Origin of the sequence: Streptomyces sp. NPDC001599, from assembly GCF_042893535.1 — a bacterium.
Classification (GTDB): Bacteria; Actinomycetota; Actinomycetes; order Streptomycetales; family Streptomycetaceae; genus Streptomyces.
This window is the reverse complement of the sequence record NZ_JBIAVA010000002.1, coordinates 545,047-562,024: the sequence shown is the minus strand read 5'-3', so window position 1 is coordinate 562,024 and position 16,978 is coordinate 545,047. Positions and strand designations below refer to the sequence as shown.

At 71.9% G+C, this 16,978-nt stretch carries 18 protein-coding genes and 1 pseudogene; 10 read left to right on the top strand and 9 right to left on the bottom strand.

Annotated features, from left to right (window positions below; all coding sequences use genetic code 11):
* Positions 1 to 65: 65 nt before the first annotated feature.
* A complete protein-coding gene (locus ACFYZ3_RS07265) occupies positions 66 to 1,646 on the bottom strand; it encodes a methylmalonyl-CoA mutase (RefSeq protein ID WP_388514512.1) in 1,581 nt (526 codons plus the stop codon).
* A 250-nt stretch (positions 1,647 to 1,896) separates the two neighbouring features.
* On the opposite strand from ACFYZ3_RS07265, the gene ACFYZ3_RS07260 reads away from it, so the two are divergent.
* Entirely contained in the window at positions 1,897 to 2,751 is an 855-nt protein-coding gene (locus tag ACFYZ3_RS07260) for a L,D-transpeptidase family protein (protein ID WP_388514510.1), read from the top strand.
* A 237-nt stretch (positions 2,752 to 2,988) separates the two neighbouring features.
* Here ACFYZ3_RS07260 and ACFYZ3_RS07255 read toward each other — a convergent pair whose 3' ends face one another.
* The 8 genes from ACFYZ3_RS07255 to ACFYZ3_RS07220 form a co-directional block, all read right to left on the bottom strand.
* The gene (locus ACFYZ3_RS07255; protein ID WP_388514509.1) at positions 2,989 to 4,167 is read right to left on the bottom strand and encodes a hypothetical protein; all 1,179 of its coding nucleotides are present in this window, start codon (positions 4,165 to 4,167) and stop codon (positions 2,989 to 2,991) included.
* Entirely contained in the window at positions 4,167 to 4,829 is a 663-nt protein-coding gene (locus tag ACFYZ3_RS07250; RefSeq protein WP_361003261.1) for an RNA polymerase sigma factor, read from the bottom strand. The genes ACFYZ3_RS07255 and ACFYZ3_RS07250 overlap by 1 nt, the downstream gene beginning before the upstream one ends.
* A 362-nt stretch (positions 4,830 to 5,191) precedes the next feature.
* Positions 5,192 to 6,025 (bottom strand): hypothetical protein, encoded by an 834-nt coding sequence (locus tag ACFYZ3_RS07245; protein ID WP_388514507.1) that lies wholly within the window; start codon positions 6,023 to 6,025, stop codon positions 5,192 to 5,194.
* Between the two features lie 47 nt (positions 6,026 to 6,072).
* Positions 6,073 to 6,690 (bottom strand): RNA polymerase sigma factor, encoded by a 618-nt coding sequence (locus ACFYZ3_RS07240; protein WP_388514505.1) that lies wholly within the window; start codon positions 6,688 to 6,690, stop codon positions 6,073 to 6,075.
* A 127-nt stretch (positions 6,691 to 6,817) separates the two neighbouring features.
* Positions 6,818 to 7,240: a hypothetical protein gene (locus ACFYZ3_RS07235; protein ID WP_388514503.1), complete on the bottom strand. Its 423-nt coding sequence runs from the start codon at positions 7,238 to 7,240 to the stop codon at positions 6,818 to 6,820.
* Between the two features lie 167 nt (positions 7,241 to 7,407).
* Positions 7,408 to 7,977 (bottom strand): hypothetical protein, encoded by a 570-nt coding sequence (locus ACFYZ3_RS07230; RefSeq protein WP_388514502.1) that lies wholly within the window; start codon positions 7,975 to 7,977, stop codon positions 7,408 to 7,410.
* Positions 7,978 to 8,064: 87 nt separating this feature from the next.
* Positions 8,065 to 8,676, bottom strand: coding sequence for a hypothetical protein (locus ACFYZ3_RS07225; RefSeq protein ID WP_388514501.1), 612 nt, complete (start codon positions 8,674 to 8,676; stop codon positions 8,065 to 8,067).
* 109 nt (positions 8,677 to 8,785) lie between these two features.
* Positions 8,786 to 10,417 (bottom strand): glycoside hydrolase family 20 protein, encoded by a 1,632-nt coding sequence (locus tag ACFYZ3_RS07220; RefSeq protein WP_388514500.1) that lies wholly within the window; start codon positions 10,415 to 10,417, stop codon positions 8,786 to 8,788.
* 176 nt (positions 10,418 to 10,593) lie between these two features.
* On the opposite strand from ACFYZ3_RS07220, the pseudogene ACFYZ3_RS07215 reads away from it, so the two are divergent.
* From ACFYZ3_RS07215 to ACFYZ3_RS07175, 9 genes and pseudogenes are all read left to right on the top strand, one after another.
* Positions 10,594 to 11,146 (top strand): annotated as a pseudogene (locus ACFYZ3_RS07215) (2-oxo-4-hydroxy-4-carboxy-5-ureidoimidazoline decarboxylase); the annotation flags it as partial.
* 235 nt (positions 11,147 to 11,381) lie between these two features.
* Positions 11,382 to 11,762, top strand: a complete 381-nt coding sequence (gene sdhC / locus ACFYZ3_RS07210; RefSeq protein WP_003974113.1) for a succinate dehydrogenase, cytochrome b556 subunit — start codon at positions 11,382 to 11,384, stop codon at positions 11,760 to 11,762.
* Between the two features lie 5 nt (positions 11,763 to 11,767).
* A complete protein-coding gene (locus ACFYZ3_RS07205; RefSeq protein ID WP_104634942.1) occupies positions 11,768 to 12,250 on the top strand; it encodes a succinate dehydrogenase hydrophobic membrane anchor subunit in 483 nt (160 codons plus the stop codon).
* 19 nt (positions 12,251 to 12,269) lie between these two features.
* Positions 12,270 to 14,024, top strand: coding sequence for a succinate dehydrogenase flavoprotein subunit (sdhA, locus tag ACFYZ3_RS07200; protein WP_361003244.1), 1,755 nt, complete (start codon positions 12,270 to 12,272; stop codon positions 14,022 to 14,024).
* On the top strand, positions 14,024 to 14,797 hold the full coding sequence (locus ACFYZ3_RS07195) for a succinate dehydrogenase iron-sulfur subunit (RefSeq protein ID WP_109034407.1): 774 nt from the start codon (positions 14,024 to 14,026) through the stop codon (positions 14,795 to 14,797). The genes sdhA and ACFYZ3_RS07195 overlap by 1 nt, the downstream gene beginning before the upstream one ends.
* 120 nt (positions 14,798 to 14,917) lie before the next feature.
* Complete coding sequence (locus ACFYZ3_RS07190) at positions 14,918 to 15,532, top strand: Uma2 family endonuclease (protein ID WP_388514498.1); 615 nt, start codon at positions 14,918 to 14,920, stop codon at positions 15,530 to 15,532.
* 41 nt (positions 15,533 to 15,573) lie between these two features.
* Complete coding sequence (locus tag ACFYZ3_RS07185; RefSeq protein WP_104634946.1) at positions 15,574 to 15,984, top strand: VOC family protein; 411 nt, start codon at positions 15,574 to 15,576, stop codon at positions 15,982 to 15,984.
* An 85-nt stretch (positions 15,985 to 16,069) separates the two neighbouring features.
* A complete protein-coding gene (locus ACFYZ3_RS07180; protein ID WP_115746561.1) occupies positions 16,070 to 16,477 on the top strand; it encodes a hypothetical protein in 408 nt (135 codons plus the stop codon).
* 4 nt (positions 16,478 to 16,481) lie between these two features.
* A complete protein-coding gene (locus tag ACFYZ3_RS07175; protein ID WP_388514497.1) occupies positions 16,482 to 16,970 on the top strand; it encodes a thiol-disulfide oxidoreductase DCC family protein in 489 nt (162 codons plus the stop codon).
* The last annotated feature ends 8 nt before the right edge of the window (positions 16,971 to 16,978 follow it).

The window sequence follows — 16,978 nt, the reverse complement described above, 5'->3', positions numbered from 1 at the left end:
CCTGCCCGGCGGGACGTCTTCGCCCCCGATCACCCGTTCGAGGGAGCAGCCCGGCTCGGCGAGCGTCAGAAGGCGTCCGACGGGACGTACGTCCCCCAGACCTCCCGCAGCGCGTTGCACACCTCGCCGACCGTCGCCCGGGCGCGCAGCGCGTCCTTCATGGGGTAGAGGACGTTGTCCTCGCCCTCGGCCGCCTTCTTCAGGGCCGCCAGGGCCGAGTCCACCGCCGGCTGGTCGCGCTCCGCGCGGAGCCTGGCCAGGCGTTCGGCCTGCTGGGCCTCGATGGCGGGGTCGACGCGGAGCGGCTCGTAGGGCTCCTCCTCGTCGAGCTGGAAGCGGTTGACGCCGACCACGACACGCTCGCCGGAGTCGGTCTCCTGGGCGATGCGGTAGGCGGAGCGCTCGATCTCGCTCTTCTGGAAGCCGTGCTCGATGGCGTTGACCGCGCCGCCGAGGTCCTCGACCTTGGCCATCAGCTCCAGCGCCGCCGCCTCGACGTCGTCGGTCATCTTCTCCACGACGTAGGAACCGGCGAAGGGGTCGACGGTCGCCGTCACGTCCGTCTCGTAGGCGAGGACCTGCTGGGTGCGCAGGGCGAGCCGGGCCGACTTGTCGGTGGGCAGCGCGATGGCCTCGTCGAAGGAGTTGGTGTGCAGGGACTGCGTACCGCCGAGGACCGCGCCCAGCCCCTGCACGGCGACGCGGACCAGGTTCACCTCGGGCTGCTGGGCGGTCAGCTGCACGCCCGCGGTCTGGGTGTGGAAGCGCAGCATCAGCGACTTGGGGTTCTTCGCGCCGAACTCCTCCCGCATCACCCGGGCCCAGATCCGGCGGGCCGCGCGGAACTTGGCGACCTCCTCCAGGATCGTCGTGCGGGCCACGAAGAAGAAGGAGAGGCGGGGCGCGAAGTCGTCCACGTCCATGCCTGCCGCGACCGCGGTGCGCACGTACTCGATGCCGTCCGCGAGGGTGAAGGCGATCTCCTGCGCGGGCGACGCTCCCGCCTCGGCCATGTGGTAGCCGGAGATCGAGATGGTGTTCCACTTGGGGATCTCGGCCTTGCAGTACTTGAAGATGTCCGCGATCAGCCGCAGCGACGGCTTCGGCGGGAAGATGTACGTCCCGCGCGCGATGTACTCCTTCAGCACGTCGTTCTGGATCGTGCCGGTGAGCTTGTCCGCGCTCACGCCCTGCTCCTCGGCGACGAGTTGGTAGAGCAGGAGCAGCAGCGAGGCCGGGGCGTTGATCGTCATCGACGTGGAGACCTTGTCCAGCGGGATCCCGCCGAACAGCACGCGCATGTCGTCGACGGAGTCGATGGCGACGCCGACCTTGCCGACCTCGCCGCTGGCGATCGGCGCGTCGGAGTCGTGACCCATCTGGGTGGGCAGGTCGAAGGCGACCGACAGGCCCATGGTGCCGTTGGCGATCAGCTGCTTGTAGCGGGCGTTGGACTCCGTCGCCGTGCCGAAACCGGCGTACTGGCGCATCGTCCACGGCCGGCCCGTGTACATCGACGGGTAGACGCCCCGGGTGAACGGGTACTTCCCGGGCTCGCCCAGCTTCTCGGCCGCGTCCCAGTCCGCCAGGGCGTCGGGCCCGTAGACCGGTTCGATGGGCAGCCCGGACTCGGACTCGCGCGTCATGGTGTGATGCCTCCCGCTGAGCACATGTTCGACTTGCTCGAACTACCCGTCATTTACCCGCCGGTACGGGCCGGTCCTTCGACGGACTGTATCCGCGCGCGTGCACCCGGTGGAGAGGCGCACGCTGGGACCTTCCTCACAGCCCCGGAGCGGGCCCGGTCACAACGATGCCGTGCCGTTCGCGGCGCGTCATCCCGGGGAACATCTCTGGGGACGCCGGTGCGGGGCCGTGAGACGACGGGGGGCCGTGATGCGTATGACGGGCATGGGGAGCACGGGACGGGTGGTCGCCGCGGCGCTGGGGGCCGTACTGGCGGCGGGCGGCTGCACCGTGCAGGGCACGGGGGCGGACGGCAAGGGCCACGCGCCGGTGCGCATAGAGGTCACCGGCCACCCGCCGAAGAGCACGCCGTCCCAGGACCGGCACCGGCCGTCCAGTGCGCCGCCGGACGCGCCGGACGCACCGAAGGCGGCCAGGGTGCTGTGGAAGCGGGGCGACACCGGCCGGGACGTCCGTGAGCTTCAGGCCCGGCTGCGCCAGGTGGAGTGGCTCGTGGACGGGCCGACCGGGACGTACGACGACCTGACCGAGCGCGCGGTCAGCGGTTTCCAGGGCAAGCGCGGACTGCCGCGGACCGGGCGGACGGACTCCGTCACCTGGCAGCGGCTGCTCGGGATGTCGCACGAGCCGGGCAAGTGGGACCTGTACCTGATGGGCGGTCAGCCCGCCGCCGCGCCCGACCCGCGCTGCACGAGCGGCCGGGTGCTGTGCGTCAGCAAGTCGAGCCGCACGCTGCGCTGGATGATCGACGGGCGGACCGTGTCCACGATGTCCGTGCGCTTCGGCTCGCAGTACACCCCGACCCGGGAGGGCGTCTTCCAGGTCTACTGGAAGTCCCGCCACCACGTCTCGACGCTCTACGACTCGGCCATGCCGTACGCCATGTTCTTCAGCGGCGGTCAGGCCGTGCACTACTCCTACGACTTCGCGGCCCGCGGCTACGCGGGTGCCTCGCACGGCTGCGTCAACGTGCGGGACGAGGCGGCGATCGCGGATCTGTACGCGCAGGTGAAGACCGGCGACAAGGTCGTCGTGTACTGGTGAGGCGGTGCGGCGGCACGAGTGCCGGGCGGCGAATGGGGCGCGGGCGGGACCGGGGGAACGTGTCCCGCCCGCGCCGAGGTGCACGAGCCGCAGGTACGGGGGGAACCCCGGCTCGGTGCAGAAGCCGATGACCAGTCGGCTCACTCATTACTGCGTCACGGCGGCCGAAAGTGTCACACCCCCGGCGAGAAAAATCCCCGCCGCCCACGAAAGCGCAGGTCAGAGGGGATCAAGGGGCTACGCGGCGTGGAGCAAGCCGGTGTGCCGCGGCTGGGGCCGGTAGGCCGAGGAGGTGTGCGGGCCGTGGACCCGGTCGGGGTGGTGGGGGCGAGCGGGGTGGTGCGGACCGCGCCGGGGCGGGGCTATGTCGGCGTCGTCGTCGCCGTTGCCGCCGTCGTCGTCACCGTCGCCGCCCTTGCCCTGGCCCTTGCCTTTGTCCTGGCCCTGGCCGTCGCCCTTGCCGTTGTCCTTGCCTTCGCCCTCGTCGCTCTTGGCGCCCTTGCCGCCCTTGCCGCCGTCGTCGCTCTTGTCGCTCTTGTCGCCCTGGCTGTCGCCGTCGCCCCTGTCGCCGCGGAGCTCGCCCTCCCGGACCGGCCCTTGCGGGGTGGCCCGGTCGGCGCCGTCCCGGCCGCCGGTGCCGGTTCCGGCGAGGAGACCGCCGCAGTACTTCCCGACCCGCGAGGCTCCCCCGGCCGCGTCCTTCAGCGCGCGGCGGTGCTCGGTGTCGAGTTCCTTGCCCGCGCGCACCTTGCGGCAGGACGCGGCGAGGCTCGACCGACGCCCGTCGGAGCCGCCGGGGTCCCGGTCGTCGGCGCCGCGGTCCCGGGCCTCGCCGCCGTCCCGCGCGGTGCCGCCCTCGGACGCGCCCGGGGTGGCGCCCGGCACCGTCCCGCCCTGCACGCCGTCCAGCGGCGAGGGCGGGGCGAGCGGACGGTCGGGGGAGGCCGCGGCCGAGACGGTGGCGGCGGGTTCCGGTTCGGTGCGGTCGAACGGCGTCGGCAGCACTCCGGTTCCGGCCGCAGCGGCCACGCCGCCGATCATGCCGACGGTCAGGGCGGCGGCCAGCCCGAGGCGCAGGGGGCGGCCCCGGCGCGGCCGCCGGGCGCCCTCGCCGGGCGGGCCGACGCGGACGGGTCCGGCGCCGGAGGGCCGGTCCGCGGCACCGTGCCCGACGGCGGCCGAGGCCCCCGCCGACACGTCGGCCCGTTCGGCGCGCACCTTGCGGAAGGCGGCCAACGCGGCGGCCTCGCCGGGGAGTTCCTCGCCGGTCGGCGCCGGTGGGGCGAGTGCGCCCAGGGCCGCGACGAGTCGTCCGGCACGGTCGCGAACCGCCGGGTCGGCACCCTCCAGTGGCTCTCCGCGCAGCAGGAACTCCGCCGTTTCGCGGTCCAGCCACTTGTCCTGCTCGTCGGCCATCACATGTCCTTCTGCGTCCGCGCACGCGTATGCGTCACACTCGCGGACGTCACCGCACGACCGCGCGGTTCTCGCTGCGGGGGCAGGGCGTCGAGCCCGCCGCCCGATTCCGGATCGCCACCGAGCAGTTCGGCCAGGCGCTTCAGGCCACGGTGCGCAGCCGTGCGGACCGCGCCGGGCCGCTTGCCCAGGGTCTCGGCGGCGCTCTTGGCGTCGAGGCCCATCACCACGCGCAGGACGACCGCCTCGGCCTGGTCCTGGGGCAGCCGGGCGATGAGGGAGAGGGTGCTGCCGGTGGCCAGCGCCTCCATTGCCTCGCCCGCGGTGTCGGACTCCGCGGGCTTGCCGGTCAGCTCCGTCTCGTCGCCGCCGATCACCGGCCGGCGGCCGCGCATGCGGATCTGGTCCAGCGCGCGGTTGCGGGCGATGCGGGCGGCCCAGCCGCGGAACCGGTCGGCGTCGCCGTCGAACCGTTCCAGGTCACGGGCTATCTGGAGCCAGGCCTCGGACGCCACGTCCTCGGCGTCGTGTTCGCCGACGAGCGTACGCACGTATCCCAGCAGTCGCGGATGCACGGCGCGGTACACGGTCCGGAACGCGGTCTCGTCCCCGACCTGTGCCGCACGCACCGCGGCGGTCAGCTCCGCGTCGTCCCCCAGCACCGAGAAGCCTTTCTGCGCCTGAAACCGGCGCCGCTCTCGCGGACCTGGTCCTCGCCGTCGTGGTTGCTCCATTGATGGTCGCGGCGGTCTCCCGCGACTCGGTCGCGGGAGCGAGCCCCCGCTGTACCGGCGCGAATGGCACGTTACGTCTTGAAACCGCCACTCGTCCATGTCCTCCTCGCATTGCCGTACAAGATGCAACTAACCCGTGACGCGGTGAGGTGTGACAGAAAACGCAGTCGCGGCGCTGAAGGGAGTACGGGCCGCCGCGCGGCCCGTGCCGCGCGACGGCCGGGGCCTCTCCTGTGGGGGGTGGCGGCCCCGGCCGTTGCCTTGGCCGCCGCGATCGTCCCCGGCGGGGGCTATGGGAGGTCCTGGCGCGGAACCTGGGCCGCGGCACTGCCGCCGACGCCGGTCTCCCCGCCGACGAGCCCATCGGCGCCGATTCCCGCGCCGGTGTCTCCCACCCCGCTGTTCCCCGCGTCGTTCCCGTCCACGCCGTCCCCGGCGTCGGTCGACGGACCCGGCCCCCTCGGCAGGGCGAGCCGCTCGGTGCAGTACGCCTCGACGCGCTCCGCACCACCCGCCGCCGCGACCAGCCGTTGCCAGGCCGAGGTGTCCAGCGCCTCGCCGCGGCCCACCAGTCGCTCGTAGGCGCGGCACCGAGCCTCGACGTCCCGGGCGGTGGCCGGCCGGTCCGGCGGCGTGGCGGCGCCGGAAGGCTTGGCGGCACTCGGGGAGGTGGGATCGCCCGGGGGTGTGGTCACGGGGCCCGGAGCGGCGGGGCCGCGCGTGGGAGCCGACGGGGTGGCGACCGGCCGGACCGAGGCGTCGTCGCGGGCGGCGGTCGAGGGCCTGCGGTCCGGGCCGTCGTCGTCCACGGTGGAGCCGCCGCCCATGGCCGCGTAGGCGACGCCGCCCAGGGTGAAACTCGCCAGCAGGACGGAGAGGGCGGTCCTCAGCGGGCGTCCCGGGCGTCGCGCGGTCCGCGGCCGCCAGTCGTCCCGCCGCCGGGTGCGCACGGCGCGGGCCGGTTCCGCCTCCCGCGCGGTCCGGAACGCGGCCACGGCGCGCCGCTCGCCCTCGGCGTCGGCCCGCTCCCCGCGCAGCGCGGCGGCGAGCAGCGCCTCCACGTGGCCGGTACCGACGGGCGCGGCGGGCCGACGGCCGTCGTCCTTCCCGTGCCGTGCACCCATGCCCGCCTCCGCTCCCGCTCGGTCCGGCGCGCCGCCCTCGGCGCCCCTCATGTCGACTCCCCCAGCGTCCTGGGGCCGTCATCCGTCACACCGTCGGCCCCCAGCTGCCGGGCGAGCCGCTTCAGCCCCCGGTACGTCGCCGTACGCACCGCGCCCGGCCGTTTGCCGAGCACCCGCGCGGCGGACGGCCCGTCGAGGCCGACGACGACCCGCAGCAGCACGGCCTCGGCCTGGTCGCGCGGCAGCGCCGCGACCAGGGTGAGCGCGGCCTGGGTGGAAAGTGACTCCAGCACCTGGTCGTGCGTGCTGTGCGGGCCGGGCAGGTCCAGGACGTCCTGCTCCAGCGCCGTGGACCGCGGCCGCACCTTCTGGCGCCGCAGGTGGTCCAGGGCCCGGTGCCGGGCGATCGTCGCCGTCCAGCCCCGGAATCCGGCGCCGTCGCCCCGGAAGCGCCGCAGGTCACGGGCTATCTCCAGCCACGCCTCCGCCGCGACGTCCTCGGCGTCCTCCCCGACCAGTCCGCGCAGATAGCCCAGCAGTCCGGGCTGCACGAACCGGTAGGCGACCGCGAAGGCGGCCTCGTCACCTTCCTGGGCCCGCGCGACAGCCGCGCCCAGTTCCCCGTCGTACGCCTGTACGCGGCGGGGTTCCCCTCGCTGGCCCAAGAACCGTCCTCGTCCGTACCGAGTCCTTCACGCGCTCGGGTGAGCGCCCCCAAGGTCATCAGCGTCGGCGCGCACAGAAGTGTCACAGGAACGCCCGGGGCCGCGGTGGCCCCGGACGCGCCCGGCGTCACCGTGCCGCCGTCGCGTCCCGGCACAACAGGCGGAGCGACCCGTCGCCCGCGAAGCAGCGGCGGGCCTCGTCGATCGGGTCCCACAGGCGGCCGTCCGGGGTGCGGACCCAGTGGTCGCCACCGGTCGTCCACCACTCGCCGCCCGCCTGACGGACGATCACCTCCCCGGCGTACGCGCCGAGTCCGCGCAGCGCCGTCTCCACGGCGGCGTACGGCGTCTCCTCGCCCCGGATGCCGTCGATCATCCGGTCCACGCGCCACAGACTCTGCGCCGAGTAGTCCAGGCGCAGCCTCGCGCCCTCGCGCATCGTGGCCACCGCGTCCGCCGCCCACCGCACCGGCCTGGCGGCGGCCGACGGCCGGGGCTGCCGCGGGCTCGTCGTCCCGCTCGTCAATCCGCTCGTCAATCCGCTGGTCACAGTCGTCACATGGGCTATAGCGCCGTGGCGCGGGATTGCGTCACACGTGGGAAGCGGTCGTTCCGCAACCGGCGCAGGACCGCCCCACCTCCCCCACGTCCGCCGCACCACCACCGCGCGTTCCCCGCACGACGGTCACAGGCACGGCCCGACGGCGGCCCCGGCGTTCAGCCCCGTCCCCGGGCCCGGCGCGAGACGACCGCGCGCAGCACGCGGCGTCCCTCCGTGGAGACCTCCAGGGCCGGACGCAGCCCGGCCGCGCCGTGCCCGGCGAGCAGTTCCAGGACGCCGGCCTGGCGGCGCAGTTCGGCGGCCACGAGCGGGGGCAGTCCCTCCGTGTCCGCGTCGCGGGGGACGTCGCCCTCCGGGGCCGCGCCCGCCGCCGGGTCGAGCAGCCGGTGGATGCGGAGCGAGGCGACGGAGCAGGCGTCGGCCCACGTCCGCAGCGCCGGTCCCGAGCACTCGGCCGGCGCGGCCGCGAGCATGCGGCGGGCCAGGACCACGGCCTCGTCCTCATCCGCGGCGTCGGGGCCGGCGAGCTTGTCCCGCACCTGCGCCAGCCCCTCGGCCCAGTCGAGTCCGGTCGCGTCGCCGGTCACGCGGGCGAGGGTCGCCCACAGGGGTCTGAGGGCCTCGTCGTCGCCGTCGAGCAGCGGGACACAGCGATCCAAACAAGCCAGCCCGCTCGCGGCGAGTCCGCGTGTGTCGGCCCGCGCGATCAGTTCCACCAGGCTCATCGGGTGCCTCCCTGTTCCGGCCGCTTCGCCCCGCTCACCACCACGGAGCCCGCACTGACCCTTACTGCGTGCGACGGCCCGGGAGTGTCACAGCGGCACGACGCCCAGCCGGTCGAGGAACCGGAAGAAGAGGTTTTCGGCCACCGGACCGGAAGCGAGGACCCGGTCGGCGCCCGCGCCGGGCTCCGCATCCGCGGCCGCCCCCACGTCCTCGTCGGCGTCCTCGTCCTCGTCCTCGTCGGCGTCCTCGTCCGCAGCCGGGTCGTCCGACAGCACCCGCGCCAGTTCGGCGGCGCTCGCGGCACACCCCGCCTCGGCGGCCCAGGCGACGGCGCGCTCGGCGGCGTCCCGGGGTTCCAGGAAGTAGTCCTCCAGGGTGAGCCCGTCCCGCTCGGCGCCCAGGTATCCGGCCATGGCGGTACGCGCCAGGCAGGTCGTCCACGCCCCGCTCTCGGGCGCCGCCGCCTCCACGACCACGCAGTCGCTGTCCATCACGTAGCCGAACAGCGCGGGCGCGCCGGTCTGACCGGCCAGGTCGTTCATGTTCCCGACGTCTCCGTCGCCGCCCGGGAACTCCCACACCTGCCAGCCGCCCGGCGCGGTCCGGCGCAGGGTCATGTCCCCGGCGCCGGCCAGCGCCTCCAGCTCCGCGAGCGGCCGCTCCGCGCGGCCGACGACGAAGTACCCCCAGTAGCCCATGTCCCGGTTCCCCCCGGCGTGTCGGTTCGGCTGGGCAAAAGACCACCACAGCCGTACGGGAGTTCGCAGCAGGATGGGCCAATCGGCGTGTTGACCGCGTCGGCCGGGGTCAGTCGAGCCGGTTCGCCAGCGCCGCGAAGTCCGTCCAGGACAGCTCGGGTTTGCCGGGATCCCACAGCTTCTGGACCGTCGCGGCCAGCGGCAGCCGGATGCCCTCGGCGACCTGGGCCTGGGTCTGGGCGTTCGGGAAGTCGCCCCAGACGGCGAAGCTGCCACCGAGTATCTGGTCGTCGTACTTGGCGTCGACGGCGGTGGTGCCGCGCAGGACGCGCGGGGTCCACTGCTCGTAGATGCGCTGCCCCGTCGGGTAGACGAAGGTCTGCGGCTGCCCGAGCACGTAGTAGAGGAACTCGTCGTTGTAGTTGAGGACCTGGCGGCCCTCCCTCAGGTACTCCGTCGGCGGGCGGGCGCCGATCTCCTTGCCGGTCCAGTAGGCGACCTTGATGTCCTTGAGCGGCTCGACGGACGTGTCCTTGAAGAAGCCGTCGTTCCACGCGCGCGGGGTGCGGTCGTGGGCCATGACCGTCTTGGCACGGCCGTTGAGCCAGCCGGTGGTGAGGTCGGCGACGGTGCCGTCGGAGCCGTACGCCTTGCGGGCCGCGGCGGCCAGCGTCGGGTAGGACGCCTCCGGGTTCGGCACCACGAGCGCCTGGTACTCGTCGGCGCCCAGGTGGAACTGGGAGCCGGGGAAGAGGTCGGCGTACTCGTTCAGCAGGTCGTCGACGATCTTCGCGGCCTCCGGCTTGGAGATGTCGATGGCGCCGCGGGTGGCCGTGCCCTGCGCGTTGCGCAGCTGGAGGTCGGGGTGCGCGGCGATCACGGCGCCGAGGTGGCCCGGCGAGTCGATCTCGGGGACGACGGTGATGTGGCGCGAGGAGGCGAGATCGATGATCTCCTTCATCTCGGCCTTGGTCAGATGGTCGTCCGAGACGATCTCGGGGTGCGAGTCGGACTCGATGCGGAAGGCCTGGTCGTCGGAGAAGTGCAGGCCCAGCTCGTTGAACTTGAGGTCGCCCAGCTCGCGGATCCGGTCCTTGATCCAGTCGGCGCTGTAGTGCTTGCGGGCGATGTCGAGCGAGAAGCCGCGCTTCGGCTTCGCCGGCTCGTCCTTCACGACGCCCTCCGGCGCGGTGCCGCCGCCGTCCACCGCCTGCTTCAGGGTGCGGGTACCGTAGTAGACACCGGCCTCGGCGGGGCCCGTGACGGTGACCCGGCCGTCCCGCACCGTCATGGTGTACGACTCCGGGTTCGCGCCCTTGTCGGCCTTCACGTCGAGCAGCAGGTCCCCGGCGTGCTCGTCGTCCTTCTCCCCCGCGTACGTCATCCCGAGGTCGCCGGCGATCTGCTTGCCCTCGTCGGCGAGCCCGGAGTCGGCGACGACGACCCGGTTCCCCTTCTCGGGCTGCCAGCCGGGGCCGCGGGCCGCGGTGTGCTCGCGCACGGCGGGTATGGTGCGCGGCTCCTTGGACAGCGGGTAGGACCGGCTGGGGCTGGGGGCGGCCGCCTCACCGGTGGAGGACCGGGCCGCCGAGCCCTCCCGGTCGCCGTCACCGCCGCCGTCGCCGTCGCCGTCGGTGGCCCACAGGCCGACCCCCACGCCGAGCGCGGCGACCACCGCGCCGGCGATCACGGCCCGCTGCCTCACCTTGTGCGCCGGTATCCGGCCTCCGTGCTGGCTCACAGCGCCAACCTAAGGCCGCCGTTGCCGTCATGCGTCCACCACATGTTCTGAAACTCTCCCGTTCGGGTGAAATTCGGGCATCGGACGGACACGCGTTGCCGCCACTCGATAACGTGACGCCACATCTTTCGCACAATCCCCTGCCGACACACACGTGAAGCCCACGAGGACCCACGCTGCCTGCGCACCGTCTCCCAGACCTCCCCCGCCGAGTGGCCATACCGGTACCGGTGCAAACACGCGCCACACCGGCACCGGCCGCCCCGCTGGAGCGCTTCAACGCGGCCCCCGCCGAGGAGGCCGCCCAGACCCTCCTCGCCTGTCTGAACAGCCACGCCTGGGCCCACCGCCTCATCGCCCACCGCCCCTACCCGGACCTCCCCGCCCTCCTGGCGGCAGCGGACGAGGCGGCCTACGACCTCTCCCCGGACGACCTGACCGAGGCTCTGGCGGCGGAGACGCTGCCCGCCCTCCCCGAGGACACCTACGCGGCGGCCCACACGGCCCTGAGCGCTGCCCACGCGGCCTACGAGTCCCGCTTCGGACACGTGTTCGTCATCAGCCTGGCCGACCTGCCCCCGGACGAGACCCTGAACCACGTCCTGACAGCCATCCGGTCACGTTTGAACAACGACCCGGACGAAGAACGCCTGGTTGCGGCAGAGGAACTCCGCCAACTGGCAAGAACGCGGCTGACCAGCACCCTTTAGGGGCGCGGGGAACTGCGCGACCAGCCACAGGCGGCCCGCACCCGGCATTCAAGGACAAACCCCCACCCCCGTAGCCGCCCCCCGCTCAAGCCACTGCTCCTTTGAGTGCAAGTTTGATCACAACGGCAGGCCCCCCGTAAGCGCCGCAGGCAACCGTCGCTACCATGCTGGGGGCCGGTGGACCGTACCCGGCCGGGCCCGACCGACAAGGAAAGCCGGCGCGGCCCCAATCCCCGCTCCCGGAGGAAATTTCCGTGCCGGCTGGAACGCTGTACCGCGGCCGGGAAGGAATGTGGTCCTGGGTGGCTCACCGAGTCACCGGCGTCCTCATCTTCTTCTTCCTGTTCGTTCACGTGCTGGACACCGCTCTCGTGCGAGTGTCCCCCGAGGCCTACGACACCGTCGTGGCCACGTACAAGACGCCGATCGTCGCGCTGCTGGAGTACGGCCTCGTCGCCGCCATCCTCTTCCACGCGCTCAACGGCCTGCGTGTCATCGCCGTCGACTTCTGGGTCAAGGGCGCCCGCTACCAGAAGCAGATGCTCTGGACCGTCGTCGCCCTGTGGGTCGTGCTGATGCTCGGGGCGATCTACCCCGTCCTCGGCCACGCCGCTCGTGAACTGTTCGGGAGCTGACGCCAATGTCCACGACTGAATCCCCCGCTTCCGGGATCGGCCCCGTCGAGGGCGCCTCCCTCTACTCGGCCGACAACCCGGCGCCGCTCATCGAGGCGCCCCGCGCCCGGACGAAGAAGACCCCGAAGTCCACCCGGGGCAACTTCGAGATGGCCGCCTGGCTGTTCATGCGCCTGTCCGGCGTGGTGCTGGTCGTCCTGGTCCTCGGCCACCTGCTGATCCAGCTGGTGCTGGACGGCGGTGTCTCGAAGATCGGCTTCGCCTTCGTGGCTGGCCGCTGGGCCTCGCCGTTCTGGCAGGTCTGGGACCTCCTGATGCTCTGGCTCGCGATGCTGCACGGCGCGAACGGCCTGCGCACGGTCATCAACGACTACGCGGAGCGCCCGAACACCCGCCTGTGGCTCAAGGGCCTGCTCTACACCGCCACGGTGTTCACCATCCTGCTGGGCACGCTGGTGATCTTCACCTTCGACCCGAACATCCGCTAGGCACGGGGCTGCGAAAATCATGAAGGTACACAAGTACGACACCGTCATCGTCGGCGCCGGTGGCGCCGGCATGCGCGCGGCCATCGAGTCGACCAAGCGCAGCCGCACCGCCGTGCTGACGAAGCTCTACCCGACCCGCTCCCACACGGGCGCCGCGCAGGGCGGCATGGCCGCCGCGCTGGCCAACGTGGAGGAGGACAACTGGGAGTGGCACACCTTCGACACGGTCAAGGGCGGTGACTACCTGGTCGACCAGGACGCCGCCGAGATCCTGGCGAAGGAGGCCATCGACTCGGTCCTCGACCTGGAGAAGATGGGCCTGCCGTTCAACCGGACGCCGAACGGAACCATCGACCAGCGCCGCTTCGGCGGTCACAGCCGCAACCACGGCGAGGCCCCGGTCCGCCGCTCCTGCTACGCGGCCGACCGCACCGGTCACATGATCCTCCAGACGCTCTATCAGAACTGTGTCAAGGAGGGCGTGGAGTTCTTCAACGAGTTCTACGTCCTGGACCAGCTGATCACCGAGGTCGACGGCGTCAAGCGCTCGGCCGGTGTGGTCGCGTACGAGCTGGCGACCGGCGAGATCCACGTCTTCCAGGCGAAGTCCGTGATCTACGCCTCCGGCGGCACCGGCAAGTTCTTCAAGGTGACCTCCAACGCGCACACGCTCACCGGTGACGGCCAGGCGGCCGTGTACCGGCGAGGGCTGCCGCTGGAGGACATGGAGTTCTTCCAGTTCCACCCGACCGGCATCTGGCGCATGGGCATCCTGCTGACGGAGGGCGCCCGCGGTGAGGGCGGCATCCTCCGCAACAAGGACGGCGAGCGCTTCATGGAGAAGTACGCGCCGGTCATGAAGGACCTCGCCTCCCGTGACGTCGTCTCGCGCTCCATCTACACGGAGATCCGCGAGGGCCGCGGCTGCGGTCCCGAGGGCGACCACGTCTACCTGGACCTCACCCACCTCCCGCCGGAGCAGCTGGACGCCAAGCTGCCCGACATCACGGAGTTCGCGCGGACCTACCTCGGCATCGAGCCCTACACGGACCCGATCCCGATCCAGCCGACCGCGCACTACGCCATGGGCGGCATCCCGACCAACGTCGAGGGTGAGGTCCTCGCGGACAACACCACCGTCGTGCCGGGCCTGTACGCGGCCGGCGAGGTGGCCTGCGTGTCGGTGCACGGCGCCAACCGCCTGGGCACCAACTCGCTGCTGGACATCAACGTCTTCGGCCGCCGCGCGGGCATCGCCGCCGCGGAGTACGCGCAGAAGGCGGACTTCGTCGAGCTGCCCGAGGACCCCGAGTCCCTGGTCGTCGAGCAGATCGAGCGGCTGCGCTCGTCCACCGGCACCGAGCGGGTGGCGACGATCCGCCGCGAGCTGCAGGAGTGCATGGACGCCAACGTCATGGTGTTCCGCACCGAGCAGACGATCAAGACGGCCGTCGAGAAGATCGCCGAGCTGCGCGCCCGCTACAAGAACGTGTCGATCCAGGACAAGGGCCGGCGCTTCAACACCGACCTGCTGGAGGCCGTCGAGCTGGGCAACCTGCTCGACCTGGCCGAGGTGATGGCGGTGTCCGCCCTCGCCCGCAAGGAGTCGCGCGGCGGTCACTACCGCGAGGACTTCCCCAACCGCGACGACGTCAACTTCATGCGCCACACCATGGCGTACCGCGAGGTGGGCGACGACGGCGCCGAGTCCATCCGGCTCGACTACAAGCCGGTCGTCCAGACCCGCTACCAGCCGATGGAGCGTAAGTACTGATGGCTACCCCTGTCATGGAGAAGAGCGACCAGGCCCCCGAGCCGGGCTTCGCCGACTCCCCCTACATCACGGTCACCTTCCGCGTCCGGCGGTTCAACCCGGAGGTCGCGGCCGAGGCCACCTGGGAAGACTTCCAGCTGGAGATCGACCCGAAGGAGCGCGTCCTCGACGCGCTGCACAAGATCAAGTGGGACCTGGACGGAAGCCTGACCTTCCGCCGTTCCTGCGCGCACGGCATCTGCGGCTCGGACGCCATGCGGATCAACGGCAAGAACCGCCTGGCCTGCAAGACGCTGATCAAGGACCTCAGCCCCGAGAAGCCGATCACGGTCGAGCCCATCAAGGGCCTGACGGTCCTCAAGGACCTGGTCGTCGACATGGAGCCGTTCTTCCAGGCGTACCGGGACGTGATGCCCTTCCTGATCACGAAGGACACCAACGAGCCGACGCGTGAGCGCCTCCAGACCGCCGAGGACCGCGAGCGCTTCGACGACACGACCAAGTGCATCCTGTGCGCCGCGTGCACGTCCTCGTGCCCGGTGTTCTGGAACGACGGGCAGTACTTCGGCCCGGCCGCGATCGTCAACGCCCACCGCTTCATCTTCGACTCGCGCGACGAGGCCGGCGAGCAGCGGCTGGAGATCCTGAACGACCGCGACGGCGTGTGGCGCTGCCGCACGACCTTCAACTGCACGGACGCCTGCCCGCGCGGTATCGAGGTCACCAAGGCCATCGCGGAGGTGAAGCGAGCGCTGATCACGCGCCGCTTCTGACTCCGTCGGTGTACGCCGGTTGACGGCTGTGAGGGCCCCGTTTCCCCTGGAAGCGGGGCCCTCACACGTTGGAGTGAGAGCGCCCTCTCAGGGTGCTGAGGCGCGGACCGCCTCCGCACGATGGACCCAAGTCCACGTGTCAGGAGGTTTTTGGTGCTCACCACGCTCGCCGACGAGATCATGGAACGCCATCCGGGCTATCGCGTCGAGATCATCCGCGGCCAGCTTCTCGTCAGCCCCTTGCGGGGCGGTCACCACAGCTGCACCTTGACCACACTCACGATCAAGTTCGTGAAGGCCGGACTGCACGACGACATCGTCAACGTCCTGCAAGGCGTCGGTCTGTGGCTCCCCCTCGAAGCCGAGGACTACGCCGTTCCGGATCTGTCCGTCGTGGACGCCGACATCGAGCAGCACCACGTCCGGAACAACACCTACGCCCCTTCCAGTTTCAGGCTGGACCTGGAAGTGACCTCTGAGAACTGGAAGTACGACCTCGAGACCAAGGTCGCCGCCTACGCCGAGGCCAAGGTGCCGATCTACCTGATCGTCAACCGCAGGCACAACCGCCTCCATGTCCTCACCGACCCGACCGGCGCCCACTACTCCACCCACCGCGTCCACTCCCCCGGTGAGACCGTCACCCTCCCCGACTCGCTCGGGGCCGAGGTCACGCTGGACGTCGCTGAGATCCTTGCCGCCGGACGGACGAAGAGCGCGCCCGACGAGGGCTGACAATCAGCTGTTCCGGGCGATGACCGTCCTAGCCTGACGGCATGTCAGATGACGAGTCGTACGAACTGCTCGGGTTCGACAACGTGCTGCTGCCCGTCGGAGACCTCGCCGAGGCCGTCGGGTTCTACGAGCGGGCCGGCTTCCCGGTCGCCTACCGGCTCGACGAGGCCGGGATCGCACTGCTGAAGGTGGGCGTCGAGACGCCCGGGCTGCTGCTGCGCGCGGAGGAGGAGTTCGGGCGGCAGCCGCCGATGTGGCCCTCCGCGCGGGTCTGGCTGGAGGTGACCGACGCCCGGGTCGCCGCCCGCGCGCTGCGGGACGCCGGGGTGCCACCGCTGGACGAACCGTTCCCCGTGGCCACCGGCTGGACCGTCGAGTTCGCCGACCCCTGGGGCAACGTCATCGGCCTCACGGACTACTCCAAGCGCCCGGAGCTGGGCCGCCGCCCCTGAGCACAACTCCCGCTTGAACGTGTTCAAAAACAGGTCTACAGTCAGTCCTGTCAGCGTTTTGAACGCGTTCAAGAAGGGGTGGGGCATGGACCGCACCGTCATCGCCTACGTCATCTACCTGGCCGTCAGCATCGGTCTGACCGTCTGGGTGGCCCGCACGCTCAGCCGCAACGGGCGGGTCTTCCTCGCCGACGTCCTGCACGGCAACGAGAAGCTCGCGGACGCCGTCAACCACCTCCTGGTGGTCGGCTTCTACCTCGTCAACCTCGGCTTCGTCGCCCTCTACCTGAGCGACGACGAGACCATCACCGACACCCGGGGCATCTTCGAGGCGCTGTCGACCAAGCTCGGCGTGGTGCTGCTGGTGCTCGGCGTGATGCACCTGGGCAACGTGTACGTGCTCAACAAGATCCGGCGGCGCGGCCTGATGGAGCGGGAGCAGCTGCCCCCGGTCCCGCCGCAGGGCTGGGTGGCCCCGACGGCCGGGGCCTGAGCAGATGGCTCCCGCTCCCGGGACGACGGCCGGCGCCCCCGTGCGCCGGCTCACCGTCCTCTACGACGCCGAATGCGCCCTGTGCACGCATGTACGGGACTGGCTGCTGCGCCAGCCCCGCCTGGTGCCGCTGGAACTGGTCCCGGCCGCGTCGGAGGAGGCGCGCAGGCGCTTCCCCGGGCTCGACCACGGGGCCACCCTGGACGAGGTCACCGCCGTGGGCGACGCCGGGCAGGTCTACCGGGGCGCCGCCGCCTGGGTGGTCGTCCTGTGGGCGCTGCGCCGGTACCGCAGGCTCGCCCACCGGCTCAGTACGCCCAAGGGCGCCCTGCTGGCCCGGGGGGCCGTCCTGGCCGCCGCCAAGTGGCGTGCCGGGCAGCGGCAGTGGGGAGGCAACGGGTACCGGCGGGCCGACGGCTGGGTGTACGAGCCGGGGATGGGCTGGATCTACGCCGGGCCGGGCTGTGCCGACGGCGCCTGCGCCACTGGATAGGCTCTGGA